The sequence below is a fragment of the Streptomyces sp. NPDC104307 genome (genome assembly GCF_055584045.1).
Map to the genome: position 1 here is coordinate 99,663 of NZ_JBVJMU010000017.1, position 22,479 is coordinate 122,141.

At 72.0% G+C, this 22,479-nt stretch carries 22 protein-coding genes; 15 read left to right on the forward strand and 7 right to left on the reverse strand.

What is annotated here, in order from left to right; genetic code table 11:
* Nucleotides 1-46 precede the first annotated feature (46 nt).
* The 6 genes from ACZ601_RS31670 to ACZ601_RS31695 all read left to right on the forward strand — a co-directional run bounded on the left by ACZ601_RS31670 (nucleotide 47) and on the right by ACZ601_RS31695 (nucleotide 7,068).
* Entirely contained in the window at nucleotides 47-1,330 is a 1,284-nt protein-coding gene (locus ACZ601_RS31670) for a hypothetical protein (RefSeq protein WP_469544581.1), read from the forward strand.
* A 100-nt stretch (nucleotides 1,331-1,430) separates the two neighbouring features.
* Complete coding sequence (locus ACZ601_RS31675) at nucleotides 1,431-2,120, forward strand: SDR family NAD(P)-dependent oxidoreductase (protein ID WP_469544448.1); 690 nt, start codon at nucleotides 1,431-1,433, stop codon at nucleotides 2,118-2,120.
* A gap of 138 nt (nucleotides 2,121-2,258) precedes the next feature.
* The gene (locus ACZ601_RS31680) at nucleotides 2,259-2,879 is read left to right on the forward strand and encodes a TetR/AcrR family transcriptional regulator (RefSeq protein WP_469544450.1); all 621 of its coding nucleotides are present in this window, start codon (nucleotides 2,259-2,261) and stop codon (nucleotides 2,877-2,879) included.
* 194 nt (nucleotides 2,880-3,073) lie between these two features.
* Entirely contained in the window at nucleotides 3,074-4,432 is a 1,359-nt protein-coding gene (locus ACZ601_RS31685; RefSeq protein ID WP_469544452.1) for an ABC transporter ATP-binding protein, read from the forward strand.
* Nucleotides 4,433-4,548: 116 nt separating this feature from the next.
* A complete protein-coding gene (locus ACZ601_RS31690) occupies nucleotides 4,549-5,943 on the forward strand; it encodes an aldehyde dehydrogenase family protein (RefSeq protein WP_469544454.1) in 1,395 nt (464 codons plus the stop codon).
* 45 nt (nucleotides 5,944-5,988) lie between these two features.
* Entirely contained in the window at nucleotides 5,989-7,068 is a 1,080-nt protein-coding gene (locus ACZ601_RS31695; protein ID WP_440573391.1) for a Zn-dependent alcohol dehydrogenase, read from the forward strand.
* A gap of 7 nt (nucleotides 7,069-7,075) precedes the next feature.
* On the opposite strand, the gene ACZ601_RS31700 is transcribed toward ACZ601_RS31695, so the two are convergent.
* The 3 genes from ACZ601_RS31700 to ACZ601_RS31710 are packed head-to-tail and all read right to left on the reverse strand — an operon-like array spanning nucleotide 7,076 to nucleotide 9,451.
* On the reverse strand, nucleotides 7,076-8,017 hold the full coding sequence (locus ACZ601_RS31700; RefSeq protein WP_469544456.1) for a DMT family transporter: 942 nt from the start codon (nucleotides 8,015-8,017) through the stop codon (nucleotides 7,076-7,078).
* Nucleotides 8,018-8,050: 33 nt separating this feature from the next.
* Nucleotides 8,051-8,761: an ArsR/SmtB family transcription factor gene (locus ACZ601_RS31705; RefSeq protein ID WP_469544458.1), complete on the reverse strand. Its 711-nt coding sequence runs from the start codon at nucleotides 8,759-8,761 to the stop codon at nucleotides 8,051-8,053.
* A gap of 15 nt (nucleotides 8,762-8,776) precedes the next feature.
* Entirely contained in the window at nucleotides 8,777-9,451 is a 675-nt protein-coding gene (locus ACZ601_RS31710) for a TetR/AcrR family transcriptional regulator (protein WP_371774067.1), read from the reverse strand.
* Nucleotides 9,452-9,515: 64 nt separating this feature from the next.
* On the opposite strand from ACZ601_RS31710, the gene ACZ601_RS31715 reads away from it, so the two are divergent.
* From ACZ601_RS31715 to ACZ601_RS31725, 3 genes are all read left to right on the forward strand, one after another.
* Nucleotides 9,516-10,667 carry an acyl-CoA dehydrogenase family protein gene (locus ACZ601_RS31715; RefSeq protein WP_469544460.1) on the forward strand — a complete coding sequence of 384 codons (1,152 nt, stop codon included), beginning with the start codon at nucleotides 9,516-9,518 and terminating at the stop codon, nucleotides 10,665-10,667.
* A 117-nt stretch (nucleotides 10,668-10,784) separates the two neighbouring features.
* On the forward strand, nucleotides 10,785-11,075 hold the full coding sequence (locus ACZ601_RS31720; RefSeq protein ID WP_199884559.1) for a YiaA/YiaB family inner membrane protein: 291 nt from the start codon (nucleotides 10,785-10,787) through the stop codon (nucleotides 11,073-11,075).
* Nucleotides 11,076-11,157: 82 nt separating this feature from the next.
* On the forward strand, nucleotides 11,158-11,781 hold the full coding sequence (locus tag ACZ601_RS31725; RefSeq protein WP_440573396.1) for a TetR/AcrR family transcriptional regulator: 624 nt from the start codon (nucleotides 11,158-11,160) through the stop codon (nucleotides 11,779-11,781).
* Between the two features lie 22 nt (nucleotides 11,782-11,803).
* Here the strand turns inward: ACZ601_RS31725 and ACZ601_RS31730 are convergent, their stop codons facing one another.
* Entirely contained in the window at nucleotides 11,804-12,265 is a 462-nt protein-coding gene (locus ACZ601_RS31730) for a MaoC family dehydratase (protein WP_389214214.1), read from the reverse strand.
* 131 nt (nucleotides 12,266-12,396) lie between these two features.
* Between ACZ601_RS31730 and soxR the strand changes: the two genes are divergently transcribed.
* Nucleotides 12,397-12,879 (forward strand): redox-sensitive transcriptional activator SoxR, encoded by a 483-nt coding sequence (gene soxR / locus ACZ601_RS31735; RefSeq protein ID WP_469544463.1) that lies wholly within the window; start codon nucleotides 12,397-12,399, stop codon nucleotides 12,877-12,879.
* Between the two features lie 84 nt (nucleotides 12,880-12,963).
* Here the strand turns inward: soxR and ACZ601_RS31740 are convergent, their stop codons facing one another.
* Nucleotides 12,964-13,578: a hypothetical protein gene (locus ACZ601_RS31740; protein ID WP_469544465.1), complete on the reverse strand. Its 615-nt coding sequence runs from the start codon at nucleotides 13,576-13,578 to the stop codon at nucleotides 12,964-12,966.
* A 231-nt stretch (nucleotides 13,579-13,809) separates the two neighbouring features.
* Here ACZ601_RS31740 and ACZ601_RS31745 point away from each other — a divergent pair, with 231 nt between their 5' ends.
* Nucleotides 13,810-16,650, forward strand: coding sequence for a penicillin acylase family protein (locus ACZ601_RS31745; RefSeq protein WP_469544467.1), 2,841 nt, complete (start codon nucleotides 13,810-13,812; stop codon nucleotides 16,648-16,650).
* 125 nt (nucleotides 16,651-16,775) lie between these two features.
* On the opposite strand, the gene ACZ601_RS31750 is transcribed toward ACZ601_RS31745, so the two are convergent.
* Nucleotides 16,776-18,062, reverse strand: coding sequence for an exo-beta-N-acetylmuramidase NamZ family protein (locus ACZ601_RS31750; protein WP_469544469.1), 1,287 nt, complete (start codon nucleotides 18,060-18,062; stop codon nucleotides 16,776-16,778).
* Between the two features lie 184 nt (nucleotides 18,063-18,246).
* Here ACZ601_RS31750 and ACZ601_RS31755 point away from each other — a divergent pair, with 184 nt between their 5' ends.
* The 3 genes from ACZ601_RS31755 to ACZ601_RS31765 are packed head-to-tail and all read left to right on the forward strand — an operon-like array spanning nucleotide 18,247 to nucleotide 21,301.
* Complete coding sequence (locus ACZ601_RS31755) at nucleotides 18,247-19,011, forward strand: SDR family oxidoreductase (protein ID WP_469544471.1); 765 nt, start codon at nucleotides 18,247-18,249, stop codon at nucleotides 19,009-19,011.
* Nucleotides 19,008-20,666, forward strand: coding sequence for an AMP-binding protein (locus ACZ601_RS31760; RefSeq protein WP_469544473.1), 1,659 nt, complete (start codon nucleotides 19,008-19,010; stop codon nucleotides 20,664-20,666). Before ACZ601_RS31755 ends, ACZ601_RS31760 begins: the two co-directional genes overlap by 4 nt.
* Nucleotides 20,667-20,707: 41 nt before the next feature.
* Entirely contained in the window at nucleotides 20,708-21,301 is a 594-nt protein-coding gene (locus ACZ601_RS31765) for a TetR/AcrR family transcriptional regulator (RefSeq protein ID WP_440573381.1), read from the forward strand.
* Between the two features lie 4 nt (nucleotides 21,302-21,305).
* Here the strand turns inward: ACZ601_RS31765 and ACZ601_RS31770 are convergent, their stop codons facing one another.
* The gene (locus tag ACZ601_RS31770) at nucleotides 21,306-22,196 is read right to left on the reverse strand and encodes a LysR family transcriptional regulator (protein WP_469544476.1); all 891 of its coding nucleotides are present in this window, start codon (nucleotides 22,194-22,196) and stop codon (nucleotides 21,306-21,308) included.
* Nucleotides 22,197-22,270: 74 nt separating this feature from the next.
* Here ACZ601_RS31770 and ACZ601_RS31775 point away from each other — a divergent pair, with 74 nt between their 5' ends.
* Nucleotides 22,271-22,435 (forward strand): hypothetical protein, encoded by a 165-nt coding sequence (locus tag ACZ601_RS31775; RefSeq protein ID WP_469544478.1) that lies wholly within the window; start codon nucleotides 22,271-22,273, stop codon nucleotides 22,433-22,435.
* The last annotated feature ends 44 nt before the right edge of the window (nucleotides 22,436-22,479 follow it).

A 22,479-nucleotide genomic window follows, 5' to 3' on the forward strand; every position in this document is an offset into this window, starting at 1 on the left:
TGGTCCGGCCGCTTCGGCCGACGGCAGCGGTCCGGCCGCCGACGCCATGGACGTCCTCGCCCACGGCATCGGTGCCCAGCACGATCTGCCGCTCTCGCCGTTCTACGCGTTCGCGGGCGCTTTCGCCGCGCTGTTCGTCTCCTTCCTCGCGCTCGGCCTGCTCTGGTCCGCCTCGCGGTTCCGCGGCGAACTGGCGGGCCGCCCGCTGCCGGCCCCCGTCCAGCGCGCGGCCGACGCGCGTGCCACCCGCGTCGCGGCCCGCGCCCTCGGCCTGGCCGCCGCGCTCCTCGTCGTGCTGCACCTCCTCCTCGGCCCGGCGGACCCGGACCGCAACCCCGCCCCCGGCGCCGTCTACGTACTCCTGTGGGTCGGGCTCGTCCCGGCCTCCCTGCTGTTCGGTCCCGTCTGGCGGCTGCTCAACCCCCTGCGCACCGTCCACCTCCTGGCCTGCCGCGCGCTGGGGCGCGGCCCCGACGCGGGCCGGCCCCTCCCCGTGCGCCTCGGGATGTGGCCGGCGGCGGCCGGGCTGCTCGCCTTCACCTGGCTCGAACTCGTCGCCCCAGACCCCGCGTCACCCACCGCGCTCCTCCTCTTCCTCGCCCTGTACTGCGCCGTCCACCTCGCGGGCGCCGCCCGGTACGGCGCCCACTGGTTCGACCACGCCGACGCCTTCGAGGTCTACTCGGGGCTGCTGGCCAGGCTCTCCCCGCTCGGCCGCCGCCCCGCCGACCGCCGCCTCGTCCTGCGCTCCCCGTTCAACGGACTCGACGCCACACCCCAGCTCCCCGGACTCGTCGCCACCGTCTGCGTCATGCTCGGCTCCACCGCCTACGACGGTTTCTCCGACGCACCTTCCTGGATCACCGCCGTCCAGACCTCCCCCCTGGGCCGCACCACCGCGGCCACCCTCGGACTCCTGGGCGCCGTCGCCCTCGTGGCCTCCCTCTACGCGCTCTGCGCCGGTGCCACCCGACTGCTCTCCGGCCGACTCCCGCACCCCCTCACGGCCTTCGCGCACTCGCTCGTCCCGATCGCGCTCGGCTATCTCGTCGCCCACTACTTCACACTCTTCGTCACCGAAGGTCCACGTACGGTCATGGTGGCACTCGGCACTGACAATCCGGCCCCGCCGGAGCCACCCCTGGGTCCGGGCGGTGTCGCCGCCCTCCAGGTCCTCGCGATCGTCCTCGGCCACGTCCTGGGCGTCGTAGCGGCCCACGACCGCTCCGTACGGCTCTTCCCGCCCGGCCGCGCGATAGCCGGCCAACTCCCGCTGCTGGTCCTGATGATCGCGTACACCGTCGGCGGACTGAGCCTGCTCATCGCCTGAGACCGGTGCGCACCCCGGCGACGCGATCGCGCCACGGGGCGCGGCGCCCCGGTCGTAAACCACTGGGCGTCCGCGCCATCCAGGAAGGAAGCTGTACCCCATGACGACAACCTTGATCACCGGGGCCAACAAGGGCCTCGGCCACGAGACCGCCCGCCGCCTCATCGCGGCGGGGCACACCGTATACGTCGGAGCGCGCGACCCCGAGCGGGGCAAGGCGGCCGCGACCGGGCTCGGCGCCCGGTTCGTGCGACTCGACGTCACCGACGACGCGTCGGTCGCCGCCGCGGCGGCCACCATCGAGGCCGACGGCGGACTGGACGTTCTGGTCAACAACGCCGGAATCGAGGTGCGGTCACCGGGAGGCGACATCATCGGGGCCGCGGAGCTGACCGCCGACGTGATGCGCGAGGTGTTCGAGACCAACGTCTTCGGCCTGGTCCGGGTCACCCACGCCTTCCTGCCACTGCTGGAGCGCTCCACCGCCCCGGTCGTGGTCAATGTCAGCAGCAGCCTGGCCTCGCTGGCGCGGGCCGGGAAGGGGTACCCGGGGGTTGCCTACCCGACCTCCAAGACCGCGGTCAACATGCTCACCGTGCAGTTCGCCCTGGCGTTCCCGCAGATGCGGATCAATGCGGTGGAGCCCGGCTACACCTCGACCGACCTCAACCGGCACGAGGGCACCCAGACCGTCGAGCAGGGCGCCGAGATCATTGTCCGGATGGCTCAGCCGGGCCCGGACGGCCCGACCGGCGGCTACTTCGACGCGGCGGGCCCGCTGCCCTGGTAGTCGACGGGGCGTACGGCGGGGCGGGGGGCCGGGCCCGAAGTACGGCCTGGTCCTCGCCGGCCGCCCCGTCGGGCCCGCGCTTCCCGACCGAAGTCGCGGACCGAGTCCTTACGCCCGGTGAAGGAGGCCCACGGCATCATGGAGCCCGTGCCCCACGTGAACACGAACCTCCGCCGCGCCCCCGTACAGCAGCGCAGCGCCGAACGGCTCGCCCGGATACTCGACGCCTGCGCCGAACTCCTCGACGAGACCGGCTACGAACAGCTCTCGACCCGCGCCGTGGCCGTACGCGCCGAGGTCCCCATCGGCTCCGTCTACCGCTTCTTCTCCAACAAGCGGGCCCTCGCCGACGCCCTCGCCCTGCGCAACCTGGACAGCTACGCCGAGCGCATCACGTCCCGGCTGGCCGTCATCCCGGCCGACGACTGGCGCCGCGCCATCGACGCCGTGCTCGACGAGTACCTCGCGATGAAGGGTTCCGTACCCGGCTTCGCCCTGGTCGACTTCGGTGCCCCGGCACCCGACGAGGACCCGGCCGACGACGCCAACCACCGGGTCGCGAGCCGGCTGGCAGAGCTCCTCTGCGGGCACCTGGGCCGCACCTTCGACGAGGACCTGGTGCGCACCGTCCTGGTCTGCGTGGAGGCCACCGACGCCCTGCTCAAACTCGCCTTCCGCATCGACCCCTCCGGCGACCGCGCGATCGTCACCGAGACCCGGGTCCTGGTCCAGGCGTACCTGGCGCGCGTACTGGACTGAGACGGCCCGGCGCGGGGACACCGGCTCCCGGGGACCCGGGCCGAAGCGGAATCGCACCTGGCACTTCCGGTCCGGCAGCTCCCGTGCCCGGCGAGCTTTGCGCGAATCATTCCCTCGCCCCGCCCAGTGGGTTAATTTCAGGCCACTGCTGCCGCTCCCCACCGCTCCACCACCATCCTTCCGGGCGGAACCACATGACTCGCGCCATCACTCTGAACAATGTCAGCAAGACGTACGGGCGGTCCTCGCGTGCCGTCGACCGTCTCTCGCTCTCCATCGACCCGGGCGAGTTCGTCGTCCTGCTGGGCCCCTCCGGCTGCGGCAAATCGACCGTGCTGCGCATGATCGCCGGTCTTGAGGACGTCTCCGAGGGCGAGGTGCTGCTCGACGGTGAACGGGCCGATCACCTCACGCCCCGCGAACGCGGAATGGCCATGGTCTTCCAGAACTTCGCGCTGTACCCGACGATGACCAACCGGGCCAACATCGGTTTTCCGCTGAAGCTGGAGAACCCGCGCCAGGACCACAACGAGCGCATCGAGAACACGGCCAGGATGCTCGGGATCGAGAGCGTCCTGGACCGGCTCCCCGGCCAGCTCTCCGGCGGGGAGCGCCAGCGGGTCGCGATGGGGCGGGCCATTTCGCGCCGGCCCTCCGCCTTCCTGATGGACGAACCGCTCTCCAACCTCGATGCGAAGCTCCGCAATCATCTGCGCGCCGAGATATCCCTGCTCACCAAGGAACTCGGCGTCACCACCGTCTACGTGACCCACGACCAGGCGGAGGCGATGTCGCTGGGCCACCGGGTCGCCGTCATGCGCGGCGGTGTGCTCCAGCAGGTCAGCCCGCCGCGCGAGGTGTACGCGCTGCCGGAGAACGTGTTCGTCGCCGCGTTCATCGGCACCCCGAGGATCAACCTGCTCCAGGCCGTCGTGCACGCGCCCCTGGAGGGGCGGATGTCGATCGACCTCGGCCGCCAGCGCCTTCCGCTGCCCGAACCGCTCAGCCCGGACCACCAGTTGCTCCGCATCCAGCAGGGCCGCCGGATCATCGTCGGACTGCGCTCCGAAGCGGTCCGGATCGCCCCGCCGAGCCAGGCCCGCCCGGGGGAGGTCGCCCTCAGCGGCATCGTCGAGCATGTCGAGTACCAGGGGCACGAGGCGCTGGTCCACCTCAACACCGGCTCGCGGCCCGCCGTGGTGCCGGACCTGGAGTCGGCCCGCCAGGATCGCGGCGTCCAGCGCAGGCGCCGGGGCGCCGAGGGCGGAGCAGGGGTGCTGGGGCGGCTCAGGGAGCGCGCCGCCGGGCACCTCGGCGGTTCCGTCGCCGTCCTGGACGCACCCGAGTCCGAGACGCCGGCGCCTGGGGTGCGCAGCCCCGACCGCCCCGCCGTCACGGCCAGCGATCTCGTGGTGCGCACCGGCCCGGACATGCGGCTGCGCACCGGAGGCCAGGTCCCGCTGCTGGTGGACCTGGCGCACCTGTACGTCTTCGATCACCAGGGGCGCCGGATCTGCCCGTTGCCGAGGGATGTGCCGGGGCTGGACATGTAACCGGGCGGCCGGACGGGCATGGATGGCGTGACCTGTGTCTCTGGCGCCTGAAAACTAACGGCGCTAGTTTGGGGCGTGGACGAGCCCGTCCGTCACCGTGCCCGGGAGGAACAGCCATGAAGGCCCACGACGGTATGTACATCGGCGGCGCCTGGCGGCCGGCTGCGGGAACGGACACGATCGCGGTCGTGAATCCGGCGGACGAGCAGGTCATCGCCCATGTCCCGGCCGGAACGGCGGCCGACGTCGATGACGCCGTACGGGCCGCGCGCGCCGCGTTCCCCGGCTGGGCCGCGACCCCGCCGGCCGAACGCGCCGCCCGGATCGGCGCGCTGCGCGACGCCCTGGCGGCCCGCAAGGACGAGATCGCCGCGACGGTCACGGCGGAACTCGGTTCGCCGCTGCCGATGTCGCAGGCCGTGCACGCGGGGGTGCCGGTGCTCGTCGCCGGCTCGTACGCCGAACTGGCGGCGACGTACGCCTTCGAGGAGCGGCACGGCAACTCCACCGTGCTGCTGGAGCCGGTCGGTGTGGTCGGCGCGATCACCCCGTGGAACTACCCGCTGCACCAGATCGTCGCCAAGGTCGCCCCCGCGCTCGCCGCGGGCTGCACCGTCGTCCTCAAGCCCGCAGAGGACACCCCGCTCACCGCCCAGCTCTTCGCCGAGGCCACCGAGGAGGCCGGACTGCCGGCCGGGGTCTTCAACCTGGTCACCGGCCTCGGCCCGGTCGCCGGACAGGCGCTCGCCGGGCACGAGGACGTCGACCTGGTCTCCTTCACCGGCTCCACCGCCGTCGGGAAGCAGATCGGCGCGACGGCCGGCGGCGCGGTCAAGCGCGTCGCGCTGGAGCTGGGCGGGAAGTCCGCCAACGTCATCCTGCCCGGCGCCGATCTCGCCAAGGCGGTCAACGTCGGCGTCGCCAACGTGATGTCCAACTCCGGCCAGACGTGCAGCGCCTGGACCCGGATGCTGGTGGACGCGGACCGGTACGAGGAGGCCGTCGCCCTCGCCGCCGCTGCCGTCGCCAAGTACGTGCCCGGCGAGCGGGTCGGCCCGCTCGTCAACGGCAAGCAGCGGGCCCGGGTCCGCGGCTACATCGAGAAGGGCATCGAGGAGGGCGCCCGGGTCGTCGCGGGCGGCCCCGACGCGCCGCTCGCCACGGGCTATTACGTCAGCCCCACCGTCTTCGCCGACGTCACCCCGGAGATGACCATCGCCCAGGAGGAGATCTTCGGCCCGGTCATCTCGATCCTGAAGTACGAGGACGAGGACGACGCCCTGCGGATCGCCAACGGCACCGTGTACGGGCTCGCCGGCGCCGTCTGGGCCGCCGACGACACGGAGGCCGTCGCCTTCGCCCGCCGGATGGACACCGGCCAGGTCGACATCAACGGCGGCCGGTTCAACCCGCTCGCCCCCTTCGGCGGCTACAAGCAGTCCGGCGTCGGCCGTGAGCTCGGCTCCCACGGCCTCGCGGAGTACCTGCAGACCAAGTCCCTCCAGTTCTGAGTACGTTCCCGAGCCCGTGCCCCCCCATCAGCAAGGAGCCACACCGTGGTCCGCGCCGCCGTACTGCCCGCCGTCGGAGCTCCGCTGGAGATCACCGGCATCGAACTCCCCGAGCCCGGCCCCGGCCAGGTGCGCGTCCGGCTCGCCGCGGCCGGGGTCTGCCACTCCGACCTCTCGCTGTCCAACGGCACGATGCGGGTGCCGGTGCCCGCCGTCCTCGGCCACGAGGGAGCGGGCACCGTCGTCTCCGTGGGCGAGGGCGTCGGCCATGTCGCACCCGGTGACGGGGTGGTCCTCAACTGGGCCCCGTCCTGCGGGAACTGCCACCACTGCGGGATCGGCGAGGTCTGGCTCTGCGCCAACGCCCTGGCCGGCGCGGCGAACATCCACGCCCGCACCGCCGACGGCACCGAACTGCACCCCGGGCTGAACGTCGCCGCCTTCGCACAGGAGACCGTCGTCGCCGCGAACTGCGTGCTGCCCGCGCCGGACGGCGTCCCGCTCACCGACGCCGCGCTGCTCGGCTGCGCGGTACTGACCGGGTACGGCGCGGTCCACCACAGCGCGCGGGTCCGCGCGGGGGAGTCCGTCGTGGTGTTCGGCATCGGCGGCGTGGGCCTCGCGGTGCTCCAGTCCGCCCGGATCGCGGGCGCCTCGCGGATCATCGCGGTGGACGTCTCCCCGGAGAAGGAGGAGCTGGCCCGGAAGGCGGGCGCCACCGACTACGTCATCGCCTCCGCCACCACGCCCCGCGAGATCCGCGGCCTCACCGGCGGCCAGGGCGCGGACGTCGCGATCGAGTGCGTCGGCCGGGCCGCCACCATCCGTACCGCCTGGGAGTCCACCCGCAGGGGCGGCCGCACCACGGTCGTCGGCATCGGCGGCAAGGACCAGGAGGTGACCTTCAACGCCCTGGAGATCTTCCACTGGGGCCGCTCCCTGACCGGCTGCGTGTACGGGAACAGCGACCCGGCCCGCGATCTGCCGGTGCTGGCCGGCCATATCGCGGCGGGCCGTTTCGACCTCTCCATGATGGTCACGGAGCGCATCGGCCTCGACGGCATCCCGGCCGCCTTCGACAACATGATCGCCGGCAAGGGCGGCCGGGCCCTGGTGGTGTTCTGAACGCGCTTCAGCTCCGGTTCGTGGTTACGGGCCGGGCGGGACGCGTCGGCGCCCGCCCGGCCCGCGGCCGTGTCCGGGACACCGCCACTCCGGCGAGGCAGAGCAGCCCGCCGCCGATGGTGAGCAGGGCGGGCACCTCGTCCAGCAGCAGCCAGGCCATCAGCACGACGAGCGCGGGCACCGCGTAGGTGGTGGCGCCCATCCGCCCGGCGGTGGTGCGGGCCAGCGCGTAGGCCCAGGTGGTGAAGGCCAGCGCGGTCGGGAACAGTCCGAGATAGACCATGTTCAGCGTCGCGGACAGGGGCGCGTCGGCGGCGTCCGAGACCAGCGCACCGGAGAACGGCAGGCACGCCACCGTGCCGACCAGGCAGCCGAACGTGGTGATCTGGAGCGCCGAGCCGTGCCCCAGCGCCGGCTTCTGGCCGACCACCCCGGCCGCGTACGTCACCGCCGCCAGCAGGCAGAGCAGCACACCCAGGACCGAGGAACTCCCCTTCCCCGACATGGAGAGCCCCACGACCACGGCGCCCGCGAAGGACACGCCCATGCCCAGGGCCAGCCGGCGCGGCAGGCCCTCACCGAGCAGCCGTGAGCCGAGCAGTGCGATCAGCAGCGGCCCGATGTTCACGACCATGGCGGCCGTGCCCGCGTCCACCTGCTGCTCGCCCCAGTTGAGCACCACCATGTACAGGCCGAACCACAGCAGTCCGGAGGCGATGATTCCGGGCCAGGCCGCCCTGGGCGGCAGGCCCTCGCGCCGTACGAGCAGGAGCGCGCCCAGCGCCAGCGAGCCGGTCAGCAGCCGCCCGAGGGCCAGCGCCCCGGGGGAGTAGGCCTCGCCCGCGCTGCGGATGGAGACGAAGGCGGAGGCCCACAGCACCACGGTGGTGCAGGCGGCGGCGGGGGCGCGCCAGTCGGAGCGTGGTGCGGGGGAGGGGATAGTCGTCATGGCCCTGACCGTAAGGGCGCGATCCTTCGGTGCCTAACGAATAGTCGTCGGGTCGATGCCCAGCCGTGCGGCCAGGGCCCGTTCCCCGTCCGGGGTGGCCCGCACCGCGCGCCCCGACCCGATCCGTACGCACCAGCCGGACTCCAGCGCGTGGCGGCACAGGGCGGCGCCCGCGGCCCCCGCCAGATGCGGCCTGCGCTCGGTCCAGTCCAGGCAGCCGCGGACGAGCGGACGCCGCGACCGGGTCTCCAGGCCGATGCCCAGCGCGCCGAACCAGTCGAGCCCGGCGTCGGTGAGCGCGAAGCCGGTGTCCTGCCGCAGCAGTCCCCGTGCGGTCATGGCATCGGTGATCGCGAGTCCGATGCGGCCCGCGAGATGGTCGTAGCAGGTGCGGCCGCGGGCCAGCGCGCTGTCGGCGCCCGAGGCCCCCAGGGTGCGCGGCCGGGCGGCGGGGCCCGGCGCCTCCCGGCCCGCCAGTTCCTCGACCAGGTGCGCGACCTGTTCACCGGCGAGCCGCAGATAGCGGTGCCGGCCCTGCCGCTCCTCGGCCAGCAGCCCGCCCGCGACGAGCTTGCCCAGGTGCTCGCTCGCGGTCGACGGGGCGACCGAGGCGTGCCGGGCCAGTTCGCCCGCGGTCCAGGCCCGGCCGTCGAGCAGGGCCAGGCAGAAGACGGCGCGGGTCTCGTCCGCGAGGAGAGCGGCCAGGGCGGCGAGCCGGGGCGCGGCGGGGTCGGGGTATGCCATGTTTTCCAGGATGCGTCAGGAACGCTTCGGCGCCGGCCGAACGGTTCCGGCGGCCGTGGGCGGCGCGTACTGCAGGGCGAGTCCGTCGATCAGGGCGCGCAGGCCCGTCTCGAAGGCCCCCTCGTCGACCTGCTGGCGGCGCTCGGCCAGCAGATGGGCCTGGCCGAGGTGGGGGTAGTCGGCGGGGTCGTACGCGGTCTCGTCGTCCACGAAGCCCCGGGCGAAGGAGCCGAGCGCGGAGCCGGTGATGAAGTAACGCATCAGCGCGCCGATGTACGTGGCCTGGGCGGGCGGCCAGCCCGCGCGGACCATGGCGCCGAACACCGCGTCGGCCACCCGCAGACCGGCCGGGCGGCGGCCGGGGCCCTGGGCCAGCACCGGGACGATGTGCGGGTGCTCGGTGAGCGCCGCACGGTAGGAGACCGCCCAGTCGTGCAGGGCGGCCCGCCAGTCACGGCTGTCGGACTCGTCGAACATCGACAGGTCGACCTGTGCGGAGACGGCGTCGGCGACCGCGTCCAGGATCTCGTCCTTGTTGCGGAAGTGGTTGTAGAGCGACGGGCCGCTGACCCCGAGTTCGGCCGCCAGCCGGCGGGTCGAGACGGCGTCGAGCCCCTCGGCGTCCACCAGGGCACCCGCCGTCGCGACGATGCGGTCTCTGCTGAGGAGGGGCTTGCGCGGGCGGGCCATGCGGCACATAGTAGGCCCTGCGCAGCTAAAACTAGCGGTGCTAATTAAGGTGGAGGGCCGAGCGATGAACCTGGAGCTCAGCGAGGAGCAGGAGGCTGTCCGGCGGCTCGCCAAGGACTTCGTCGCCCGTGACATCGCGCCGCACGTCGTCGAGTGGGACCGCGCCGAGAACGTCGACAAGTCGATCGTGAAGAAGCTGGGCTCCCTCGGCTTCCTGGGGCTGACCGTCCCCGAGGAGTACGGCGGCTCCGGCGGCGACCATCTGGCGTACTGCCTGGTGACAGAGGAGCTGGGCCGGGGCGACTCCTCGGTCCGGGGCATCGTCTCGGTATCCCTGGGGCTGGTCGCGAAGACCATCGCCGCATGGGGCGACGAGGAGCAGAAGCGGCAGTGGCTGCCGAGGCTGACCTCCGGCGACGCGGTGGGCTGCTTCGGACTCACCGAGCCGGGTACCGGCTCCGACGCCGGGAACCTGACGACGAGGGCCGTCCGGGACGGCGGGGACTACGTCATCAACGGCTCCAAGATGTTCATCACCAACGGCACCTGGGCCGATGTGGTGCTGCTCTTCGCCCGCACCAACGACACCCCCGGCCACAAGGGCATATCCGCCTTCCTGGTCCCCGCCGACACCCCCGGCCTCACCCGCCGCACCATCCACGGCAAGCTCGGACTGCGCGGCCAGGCGACCGCGGAGGTGGTGCTGGAGGACGTCCGGGTTCCCGCCGCCACGCTCGTCGGCCCCGAGGGCAAGGGCTTCTCGATCGCCATGTCCGCCCTGGCCAAGGGGCGGATGTCGGTGGCGGCCGGCTGCGTCGGCATCGCGCAGGCGGCCCTGGACGCGGCCGTCGGGTACGCCGGTGAACGCGAGCAGTTCGGCAAGTCCATCGCGGGCTACCAGCTCGTCCAGGAGCTGATCAGTGATATCGCCGTGGACGTCGACGCGGCCCGCCTGCTCACCTGGCGGGTGGCCGACCTGATCGACCGGGGCGAGGCGTTCGCCACCGCCGCGTCCAAGGCCAAGCTCTTCGCCTCGGAGGCCGCCGTCCGTGCCGCCAACAACGCCCTCCAGGTGTTCGGCGGCTACGGCTACATCGATGAGTACCCGGTCGGCAAACTGCTGCGCGACGCCCGGGTGATGACGCTCTACGAGGGCACCAGCCAGATCCAGAAGCTGATCATCGGCCGGGCCCTGACGGGGGTCTCCGCGTTCTGAGGCGGGCCGGGGGCCGCACGGCTCGGCCGACACCGCGTGGCTCGAACGGGCGTCTGAGTACGGACTGAGTACCCGGACGGATGTGGTGTACGTCATGCCGCCGGGATGCTGGGCGGCATGAGTGAGACGACATCGGTCAAGCAGCAGAGCACCGCCGCCTTCTACGGTCAGGCAGTCGCGTCCTTCGGGGTGGCGATGGGCGCGGTGGCTCTCGGTATCTACTTCCTCGACGCGGACGCCTGGGTGCGCGGGTTCCTCGCCATCGGCGTCCTGTATCTCGTCACGTCCTGCTTCACCCTGGCCAAGGTCATCAGGGACCGGCAGGAGGCGGGCCAGCTGGTCAGCCGGGTCGACCAGGCCAGGCTGGAGAAGATCCTGGCCGAGCACGACCCCTTCCAGAAGCTCTGACGATCTCATCCGGTGGACCTCTAAGCGCTTGCTCAGGATCGGGGTATGGTGTTCGTCCTGCTGACCGAGAGGGGCCATGACGATGAGCACGGCGGAGGAGACCGACGGCGAGAGCGCGCCGTGGGCCGAAGTGACGCCCGAGGCCGCCAGGCGGCTTCTCGTCGCCGCCGTGGACGCCTTCGCCGAGCGCGGGTACCACGCGACCACCACCCGGGACATCGCGGGCCGCGCCGGAATGAGCCCCGCCGCGCTCTACATCCACTACAAGACGAAGGAAGAGCTGCTCCACCGGATCAGCAGGATCGGTCACGACCGCGCCCTGGCCGTCCTGGAGGCGGCGGCCGGCAGTGAGGGCACGGCCGCCGAGCGGCTGGCCGCAGCGGTCCGCTCCTTCGTCCAGTGGCACGCCGAGCGGCACACCACCGCACGCGTCGTGCAGTACGAGCTCGACGCCCTCGGCGCGGAGCACCGCGCCGAGATCGTCGAGCTGCGCCGCCGGAGCGACGCGGTGGTGCGCCGGATCATCGGGGAGGGCGTGGCGGCGGGGGAGTTCGACGTCCCCGACGTGCCGGGCACCACGCTCGCCGTGCTCTCGCTCTGCATCGACGTGGCGCGGTGGTTCAACGCCCAGGGCAGCCGGACGCCGGACGAGGTCGGTGACCTCTACGCCGGCCTCGTGCTGCGCATGGTCGCGGCCGGACGCTGACCCGGCCGCCCGGGGGCCGTGCTCAGAAGTAGTACCGCGACACCGACTCGGCCACGCAGGCCGGCTTCTCGCCGCCCTCGCGCTCCACCGTGACGACCGCGGTGACCTGCACGCCGCCGCCCGCCTCCTCGACGCTCTTCAGGACGGCTGTCGCCCGCAGCCGCGATCCCACGGGCACCGTGGAGGGAAAACGGACCTTGTTGGTCCCGTAGTTGATGCCCATCTTCATCCCCTCGACCCGCATGACCTGCGGCACAAGGGCCGGCAGCAGCGAGAGTGTGAGGTAGCCGTGCGCGATCGTCGTGCCGAACGGCCCGGCCTTCGCCCGCTCCGGGTCCACGTGGATCCACTGGTGGTCGCCGGTGGCGTCCGCGAAGAGATCGATCCTCTGCTGTTCGATCTCCAGCCAGTCGCTGTGCCCGAGCTGCTCGCCCACCCCGTCGCGCAGCTCCTGCGCGGACGTGAAGATCCTCGGCTCTGCCATGTCCCTGGTCCTGCCTTCCCGCTCTCGGCCAACCCTGCCCGCGCCTGTCTAAGCGCTTGCTCAGCATGGTTCGCGGGTGCGTTCCTGTCAACGACGGACCGGCCGGGACGCGGCCACGTAGGGTTCGAGGGGTGCCCCAGATCCCACAGAGACTCCATGAACTCACGGTCGGCCAGCTCTCCGCGCGCAGTGGCGCCGCCGTTTCGGCCCTGCACTTCTACGAGGCCAAGGGCCTGATCGACAGCCGCCGCACCAGCGGGAACCAGCGCCGCTACGACCGGGACGCGCTGCGCCGGGTCGCCTTCATCCGCGCGGCGCAGCGGGTCGGCATCCCGCTCGCCACCATCCGGGACGCGCTGGCCGAACTCCCGGAGGAGCGCACCCCCAACCGTGACGACTGGGCGCGGCTCTCCGAGGCGTGGCGCTCCGAGCTGGACGAGCGGATCGTGCAACTGGCGCGGTTGCGCGACCACCTCACCGACTGCATCGGCTGCGGCTGCCTGTCGCTGGAGAACTGTGTGCTCTCCAACCCGGACGACGTCTTCGGTGAGCGGATGAGCGGCTCGCGCCTGATGCCGGGCAAGCCCGCGAAGGACCCCAAGGCGGGGCGCTGAGGCGCCCGGCCGTATGTGTGTGTTGCCCGTCCGGCAGCCGCGAGTCCCCCGGGCGCCGGGCGGGCCGCTCTGTTCCTCAGGCCCTCAGGCCACCGATGCCAGGCCGCCGCGCAGCCGGTTCCGCCGAGCCTTCGCCAGCGCCGCCCGGGTGAGCACGGGCCGCGGCACCACGATTCCGCAGCCGGTGCAGACCGGACCGGACCACGGCTCGCTGTCCAGGTCTTGCCGCCAGGCGATCCGGCCCTGCGCGCAGACCGGGCAGCCGTTGCCCGGCTCCGACTCCAGGGCGGAAATCAGCCGCGCCAGTACCTCCGCGAGCGGCGCCGCGGGATGGACGGCCGGGTCGTCGCACCGCGCGACGCCGTTCCCGCCCCAGGTGCGCCGGTGCCAGTCGTCGAACGCGCCGGGCCGGCGCAGTCCGTCGTGCTTCTCCCGTCGGCGGCGCTCGGCGAACCCCGCCTCGTAGTGCAGCCAGACCGCGCGGGCCGTCTCCAGTTCCTCCAGCGCGCGCGTCAGCCGCGCCGGATCGGGGGCCCGGTCCTCGGGCTCTATTCCGTGCCGGGCGCACAGGTGATCCCAGGTCGCCCGGTGTCCGTAAGGGGCGAAGCGCTCCAGGCACTTGCGCAGCGAGTACCGCCGCAGTGCCAGATCGCTCCGCGGATCGCGGACCTGTCTCGCAAGACTCCGGAAACCGGCCATTGCGCTGCCACCTCCGTCGTTCGTACTCCGTCGCCCGAAATTCGGCGTCAACCCAATGGACGTACGACTGCCCGGATCGGCTCCATCCATGAGTGCGGTCGTCCATCCACTGAGATGACCGGTCGTCATGTGACCGCATGTGGTGATTCGGAAAAGGTGACTGATGCTCACCTTACCGGCGGGTCATACCGCCGGTAACGTCCGGCGCATCGGCCTTTCCGAGGAGCACGCATGCCCCCACGCACCGGCACCACCGCCCGCACCGGCAAGTTCCGGGCCGCCACCATCGCGGCCGTACTCGCACTCGGTGCCTCTCTGCTGGCCACCGCGCCCCACGCGGGCGCCGCCGAGCCCGATCCCGTACCCGACTACTGCCAGGGACAGTGCGACGACATCCTGCCCCCCGGCGAGAACGGCAACGCCACCCTCGTCGACATCCTGGGCAACAAGGCGTTCGGCACCCATCCCGCGCACAGCGACGACCAACTCGACCGCTACGACGGGCTGGTGGCCGGGCACACCGGACTGACCGACCAGAAGCTCACCGACTTCTTCAACGACGCCTCCTTCGGAGTCCCGAAGAACCAGGTCGAGTCCGTCACCTCGCCCCGTGACGACGTCACCATCACCCGCGACAAGGTGTCCGGTGTCCCGCACATCAAGGGCACCACCCGCTACGGCACCGAGTTCGGCGCCGGTTTCGCGGCCGGGCAGGACCGGCTCTGGCTGATGGACCTCTTCCGCCACATCGGGCGCGGGCAGCTGACCTCGTTCGCCGGCGGCGCACTGGCCAACCAGGGCCTGGAGCAGCAGTTCTGGCCGCAGGCCCCGTACACGGAGGACGATCTCAAGGCCCAGGTCGAGTACATACGCACCCACGAGGGCGCCCGCGGCGAGCAGGCCATGGCCGATGCCCAGGCCTATGTGGACGGCATCAACTCCTACCGCGAGAAGTCGAAGAAGGGCCGCTACTTCCCCGGCGAGTACGTTCTCACCGGCAAGATCGACGCCATCACCAACGTCGGTGAGATCCAGCCGTTCGAGCTGACCGACCTGATCTCGATCGCCTCCGTGGTCGGCGGCCAGTTCGGCGGCGGTGGTGGCGGCGAGGTCCAGGCGGCGCTCTCGCTGCTCTCCGCCCAGCAGAAGTACGGAGTGGCCGAGGGCACCAAGGTCTGGGAGTCGTTCCGGCAGCGCAACGACCCGGAGACGGTGCTCACCGTCCATGACGGCACCTCTTTTCCGTACGCGAACAAGCCGGACAAGGCCGTCGGTACAGCGCTCCCGGACGCCGGCTCCGTCACCTCCGAACCCCTGATCCACGACCGCACCGGCTCCGCGGGCACCAACGCGAAGGCCCCGGTCAAGGCACCGGCAGAGCTCAAGAAGGCGCAGGGCATCTACGACGACGGGGTCATCCCCGAGGGCTCGCTCCCCGGCTCCGGCTCCGGCGCCCAGAAGCGCGGCATGTCCAACGCCCTGCTGGTCTCCGGCAAGAGCACCGCGAGCGGAAACCCGATCGCCGTGTTCGGCCCGCAGACCGGCTACTTCGCCCCGCAGCTGATGATGCTCCAGGAGATCCAGGGCCCCGGCATCAGCGCACGCGGCGTCTCCTTCGCCGGTGTCGGCATGTACATCCAGATGGGCCGGGGCCAGGACTACGCCTGGAGCGCCACCTCCGCGGGCCAGGACATCACCGACACCTACACCGTCGAACTCTGCGAGCCCGACGGCTCCACGCCCACCAAGAACTCCACGCACTACCTCTACCGGGGCGACTGCACCGCCATGGAGAAGCTGGAGCGCACCAACTCCTGGAGCCCCACCGTCGCGGACTCCACCGCGAAGGGCTCCTACCGGATGCAGGTGTGGCGCACCGGCTACGGAGTGGTCACCCACCGCGCCACCGTGGACGGCAAGCCGGTCGCGTACACCTCGCTGCGCACCACCTACCGGCACGAGGCCGACTCGATCATCGGCTTCCAGATGCTCAACGACCCCTCCTACGTGACCGACGCCGCCTCCTTCCAGCGGGCGGCGAGCAACATCGACTACGCCTTCAACTGGTTCTACGCCGACTCGCGCACCGCCGCCTTCTACAACAGCGGCATGAACCCGGTGCGCGCCCCCGGCGTCGACCCGGCACTGCCCATCAAGGCCGAGAAGGCGTACGAGTGGCAGGGCTACGACCGGGCGGCCAACACCGCCGACTACACCCCGTTCGCCGAGCACCCGCACTCCAGCGGCCAGGACTACTACGTGTCCTGGAACAACAAGCAGGCCGAGGGGTACGCCTCCGCGGGCTTCGGGCTCAGCGCGGTGCACCGGGCCGATCTGCTCGACGAGCGGGTGTCGAAGCTGGTGGAGGAGGGCGGCGTGACCCGCGCCTCCCTCACCCGGGCGATGGCGGACGCCGCGCTCACCGATCTGCGCGGCGAGCAGCTGCTGCCCGAACTGCTGAAGGTGATCCGCTCCCAGCCGGTCACGGACCCGGACCTCAACGGGGTGGTCCAGCAGCTGGATTCCTGGCGGGCGGCGGGCGCCCAGCGCAAGGAGAGCAGCCCCGGTTCGCACGCGTACACCTACGCCGACGCGGTGCGGATCATGGACGCGTGGTGGCCGAAGCTGATCGATGCGGAGTTCAGGCCGGGGCTCGGTGACGACCTGTACGGGGCGCTGACCGCCAACCTCGCCACCGACGAGTCCCCGGCGGCCAGCCACGGACCGAGCGGCGCGCACAGCGGTTCGGCCTTCCAGTACGGCTGGTGGGGTTTCGCCGACAAGGACCTGCGCCAGGTGCTCGGGCAGCCGGTCAAGGGGCCGCTGGCCAGGACCTACTGCGGCAACGGCGATCTGAGCAGCTGCCGCGCGGCGCTGCTGTCCTCGCTGAAGCAGGCGGCGGCGGTGCCGGCGGCCGAGGTCTACCCGGCCGACGCCAACTGCAAGGCCGGTGAGCAGTGGTGCACCGACTCGATCATCCACCGGGCGCTGGGCGGGATCGCGCAGAAGGCGATCCACTGGCAGAACCGCCCCACGTACCAGCAGGTGGTGGAGTTCCCGGCACACCGCTGAGCGATCCGGGGACCATCCCGGCACCTCGTCCCGCCGGACGGGCCATTCCAGCCCGTCCGGCGATTGAGGACGGAACCGGTCCGCCGGGCGGGCCCGCGCACAACGGTCCGCCCGGCCGGGATCGCTCACCGGTACTGCAGGTACCGCTTCCGCACGGCCCGGAACGCGGCGAGATCCTTCGCCCACGCCCCCACGACCTCATCCGTGTCCGCACCCGCGTCGATCATGGTGCGGACCCGGGTGTTGCCGGTGAGTTTGTCGATCCAGTTGTCCGACCGCCAGGCGAACCCGCTCCACGTCCGCTTCGCCGTCACCAGCAGCGCGATTCCGGTGCGCACCGGGTCGAAGACCTCCCGGTCCCGCACATGGACCTGCACCCCGCCGACCGTCTTCCCCACGAACTTGGAGAACGTCGGCGCGAAGTACGCCTCGCGGAAGGACACTCCGGGCAGGTCGAGCGCGTTGGCGGCGGCCGCCCAGGTGTGGTCGATGCCCTCCGCGCCCAGCAGTTCGAACGGGCGCGTCGTGCCGCGCCCCTCGGAGAGGTTCGTGCCCTCGAACAGGCAGGTGCCCGAGTAGACGAGCGCCGTGTCCGGCGTGGGCATGTTGGGGCTCGGCGGCACCCACGGCAGACCGCTCGCGTCGAAGAAGTCCGAGCGCGACCACCCCGACATCTTCACAATCTCCAGCTCGGCCGGACGGTCCGCGAGGAACTCCCCGTTGAACAGCAGGGCGAGTTCGGTGACCGTCATGCCGTGCGCCTGGGCGATCTCCCGGCGCCCCACAAAGGTGCCGAAGGCCGGATCGAGGACCGGTCCCAGCGCCGCGCGCCCCGACACCGGGTTCGGCCGGTCCAGGACGACGAACCTCTTGCCCGCGAGGGCCGCCGCCTCCATGCAGTCGTACAGCGTCCAGATGTACGTGTAGAAGCGGGCGCCCGCGTCCTGGATGTCGAAGACGATCGTGTCGACGCCGGACTCCGTGAACACGTCGGCCAGCGGCTGCCCGCTCTTGAGGTACGTGTCGTAGACCGGGAGCCCGGTCGCGGGGTCGTCGTACCGGCCCTCGGAGCCGCCCGCCTGCGCGGTGCCGCGGAAGCCGTGCTCCGGGCCGAAGACGGCCGTGAGGTTCACCCGCCCGTCCGCGTGCATCACATCGACGATGTGGCGTACGTCGGAGGTGACCCCGGTCGGGTTGGTGACGATGCCGACCCGCTGCCCCTTCAGCAGCGCGTAGCCGTCCGCCGAGAGCCGGTCGAAGCCGGTACGGAGGCCGCCGTGCCCGCCTCCGTGTCCATCCCCGTGCCCGTGTCCCTTGCCGTGCGACGTACCGGCGGCTGCGGGAGCAGCCGTCGCCGCGAGGGCCCCCACGGCACCGCCCGCGGCCAGCAAACCACGCCTGGTCAGGCTCATTCCGCTACCTCCATGATCGCGACGTCTGTCATGGTCACGCACGCTAGCGCGCACCCGGGCCGCAGGGAACGAGCCGGACGTGACCGATGTGGCGGGCGTGACGCATGAGGAGCGCCAGCCCCTTCCCCGACGACATACCGACTGGTTAGTCTGCTGGGGAAGTCGGCTGAGAGAGGCGGGACCGATGAGTACGGTGCAGGGCGCGGGCGTAGTGGTCACGGGGGCCGGAGGCGGCATCGGAGCCGCCCTGGCCCGCAGATTCGCGGCCGAGGGCGCCCGGGTCGTGGTCAACGACCTCGACGCGGACCGGATCGAGGCGCTGGCCGAGGAGATCGGCGGTACCGCCGTCGCCGGGGACGCCTCCCGGATCGTCGACGCCGCCCGGGACGCCCTGGACGGCACGGTCGACATCTACTGCGCCAACGCGGGGCTCGCCTCGCCCGGTGACGTCTTCGCGGCAGAGGAGGTCTGGGCCGACGCCTGGGACGTCAACGTGATGGCCCACGTCCGCGCGGCCAAGGCGCTGCTCCCGGACTGGCTGGAGCGCGGCAGCGGCAGGTTCGTCTCCACCGCCTCGGCCGCCGGACTGCTCACGATGATCGGCGCGGCGCCGTACAGCGTCACCAAGCACGGGGTGGTCGCCTTCGCGGAGTGGCTCGCCCTCACCTACGGCCACCGGGGCGTCAAGGTCCACGCGATCTGCCCGCAGGGCGTGCGTACCGACATGCTGACCGCCGCCGGCTCCGCGGGGGAGCTCGTCCTCGCCCCCAGCGCCATCGAGCCCGAGGCCGTCGCGGAGGCGCTCTTCGCGGCGATGGCCGAGGACCGCTTCCTCGTCCTGCCGCACCCCGAGGTCGCCACGTACTACCGGGCCAGGGCCAAGGACACAGACCAGTGGCTCGGCAGCATGAACCATCTCCAGCAGAAGTGGGAGGCGACCGGCGCATGACCGAGTCGATCTACGCGGCGAAGCCCTGGCTGCCGCTGCTCAGCGAGGCCCAGCGGGCCCCCGTCCACCCGGCCGCCACCCTGGTGCACGCCTTCCGGGACTCGGTGGTCCGCAGCCCGGACCACCCGGCACTCGCCTACTTCGACGGGCGCCTCAGCTACCGCGAGACCGACGCCCTCTCCGACTCCGTGGCCGGTCACCTCGCCGCCCGGGGGCTGGAGCGCGGCGACCGGGTCGCGATCATGCTGCAGAACTCGCCGCACTTCGTCCTCGCCCTGCTGGGCGCCTGGAAGGCCGGGGCGACCGTCGTCCCGCTCAACCCGATGTACAAGTCCGGCGAGGTCGGCCATGTGCTGAAGGACGCCGAGGTCTCCGCGCTGATCTGCTCGGACCGGGCCTGGGAGTCGTATCTGCGGGACACGGCGGCCGCCGCCCCGGCCGTCCGGATCGCCCTCACGGCCTGCGAGCTGGACTTCCAGACCACGAGCGACGACCGGGTGCTCAACTTCGACCGGCTGCCCGCCGCAGAGGACGCGGACGACCTGGTGACCGTCGCCCGGCAGGGCCTCGCCGCCCCGGCCGGCCGGGAGCTCACCGCCACCGACGTGGCGCTGATCAGCTACACCTCCGGCACCAGCGGCACCCCCAAGGGCGCCATGAACGCGCACGGCAACATCATGGTCAACGTCGAGCGCCAGCGCACCGGCCACCCCATAGCCGAGGGCTCCGCCTACTTCGCGCTCGCCCCGCTCTTCCACATCACCGGCATGGTCTGCCAGCTGGCCGTCTGCCTCGCCCACGCGGGCACCCTCGTCCTCGCGTACCGCTTCCACCCCGGCGTCGTCCTCGACGCCTTCGCGGAGCACCGCCCCGCGTACACCGTCGGCCCCTCGACCGCCTTCATGGCGCTCGCCGCGACCCCCGGGGCCACGCCCGAGCACTTCTCCTCGTTCCGGGTGATCTCCTCCGGCGGCGCACCGCTGCCGCCCGCGCTCGTGGAGAAGTTCCGGGCGGGCTTCGGCCCGTACCTCCGCAACGGCTACGGACTCACCGAGTGCACCGCGCCCTGCGCCTCCGTACCGCCCGAGCGGGAGGCCCCTGTGGACCCGGTCTCCGGCACCCTCTCGGTCGGCGTGCCGGGCCCGGACACGGTGGTGCGGATCATCGACGAGAACGGCGCGGACGTGCCCTTCGGCGAGCAGGGCGAGATCGCGGTGCGCGGACCGCAGGTCGTCTCCGGCTACTGGCGGCTGCCCGAGGCCACCGCGGCCGCCTTCCCGGACGGTGAACTGCGCACCGGCGACATCGGCTTCATGGACCGCCAGGGCTGGCTCTACGTCGTCGACCGCAAGAAGGACATGATCAACGCCTCCGGCTTCAAGGTCTGGCCGCGCGAGGTGGAGGACGTCCTCTACACCCATCCGGCCGTCCGCGAGGCGGCCGTCGTGGGCGTCCCCGACGCCTACCGGGGCGAAACGGTCCGGGCCTACGTCAGCCTGCGGCCCGGCTCCTCCGTGGAACCGGACGAACTGGGCGCGTACTGCAAGGAACGGCTCGCCGCGTACAAGTACCCGCGCGAAGTCGAGATCCTGGCCGAACTCCCCAAGACGGCGAGTGGGAAGATCCTCAGGCGGGAACTGCGTTCACCCCGGTAGTACGCACGTACGCACATACGCACGGAAGGAAGGCGGCGGCTATGGCCAAGGCCACGGACGGGAGCGGCACCCCCGTTCCCCAGCGGCTGCTCGCCGCCGCCACCCGGCTCTTCGCGGAACAGGGGTACGACCGCACCTCGGTCCAGGAGATCGTCGAGGCGGCCGGCGTCACCAAGGGCGCGCTCTACCACTACTTCGGCTCCAAGGAGGACCTCCTCCAGGAGGTCTACGCCCGGGTGCTGCGGCTCCAGCAGGAGCGCCTGGACGCCTTCGCGGAGGCCGACGCCCCCGTGGAGCAGCGGCTGCGCGACGCGGCGGCCGACGTCGTCGTCACCACCATCGAGAACCTCGACGACGCCTCGATCTTCTTCCGCTCGATGCACCACCTGAGCCCCGAGAAGAACAAGCAGGTACGGCTGGAGCGGCGCCGCTATCACGAGCGCTTCCGGGCCCTGGTGGAAGAGGGGCAGCGCAGCGGGGTGTTCTCCACCGCCACCCCGGCGGACCTGATCGTCGACTACCACTTCGGCTCGGTCCACCACCTGTCCACCTGGTACCGCCCGGACGGCCCGCTCACCCAGCAGGAGGTCGCCGACCACCTGGCCGATCTGCTGCTGCGCGCGCTGCGGCCCTGATCCGTCACTCCGGACCACCAGCACCTGCACCGGCCAGCCGGTCCAGCAGCGCCACCGCCGCCGGGTTGCGCGGCCGGGGCGTCCGGCCCGCCAGCACGACCGTCCGGCCCGGCTCCGGCTGCCGGATGCTCACACACGGCAGCCCGGCGTCCTCACCGATCCGGCGCGGCACGATCGCCACACCGATCCCAGCCCGGACGAGATCCACCAGCAGCCGGATCTGGGTGACGTCGCAGGTGATCCGGCGCTCCAGACCGCAGTGCGCGGCCAGCCGCCGCACCGCCGTCTCCAGACCGGTACCGGCCCGGAAGTCCACGAACGGCTCCCCGGCGAGGTCCTTGATCAGGGTGCGCCCGGCCGTCGCCAGCCGGTGACCGGGGGCGGTGATCAGCACCAGGTCCTCCTGCCAGGAGGCGAACGCCACGAGGCCGTCCGGGAGTCCGGCGGCATCCGGCGCCAGGAAGCCGAGGTCCAGCTCACCGGCGAGCAGCCCCGCCAGCAGTTCCGGGGTCGTCGCCTCGCGCAGGGAGATCTGCACCCCGGGCCACAGCCGGTGGAACGCGGCGAGCTCGGCGGCCAGATCCACACAGGTCAGCGTCTGGATCGTGCCGATCCGCACCCGGCCGGTGGCCAGCTCGGAGACGGCGGCCACCGCGTCGCGCGCCGCGTCCGTCCCCGCGAGCACCGTCCGCGCCGACGGCAGCAGCGCCCGGCCCGCCTCGGTCAGCACCACCCGGCGGCCGGTGCGGTCGAACAGGTCTGCGCCCAGCTCCCGTTCGAGATTGCGCACGGACGTGCTCAGCGCGGACTGCACGATCAGTTCGGCGCGGGCGGCGGCGGTGAAGCTGCCGTGCGTGACGACCGCCATGAAGTGGCGGAGCTGACGAATCTCCATCCATCTACGGTAGCGATCGCAGCCAGCGAATCCATCTGTTGGACCGAACCGGCGGACGGGGTCACGCTGGATACATGGCGCACATCCAGACAACGACGCGGGTCCCCGCCCTGTGGACCGTCGCTTACGGACCGCACCGGCCACGCACCGTCCGGGCCCTCGCACGGTGCCTGCTGCGGGTGCGGGCCTTCGCCCGCGACCTGGCACTCGCGGAGCACGTACCGTACGGCGGCTACTGAGGCGGCTACTGAGCCGGGAGAAGCGGGCGAAAACGCGTTCGTGA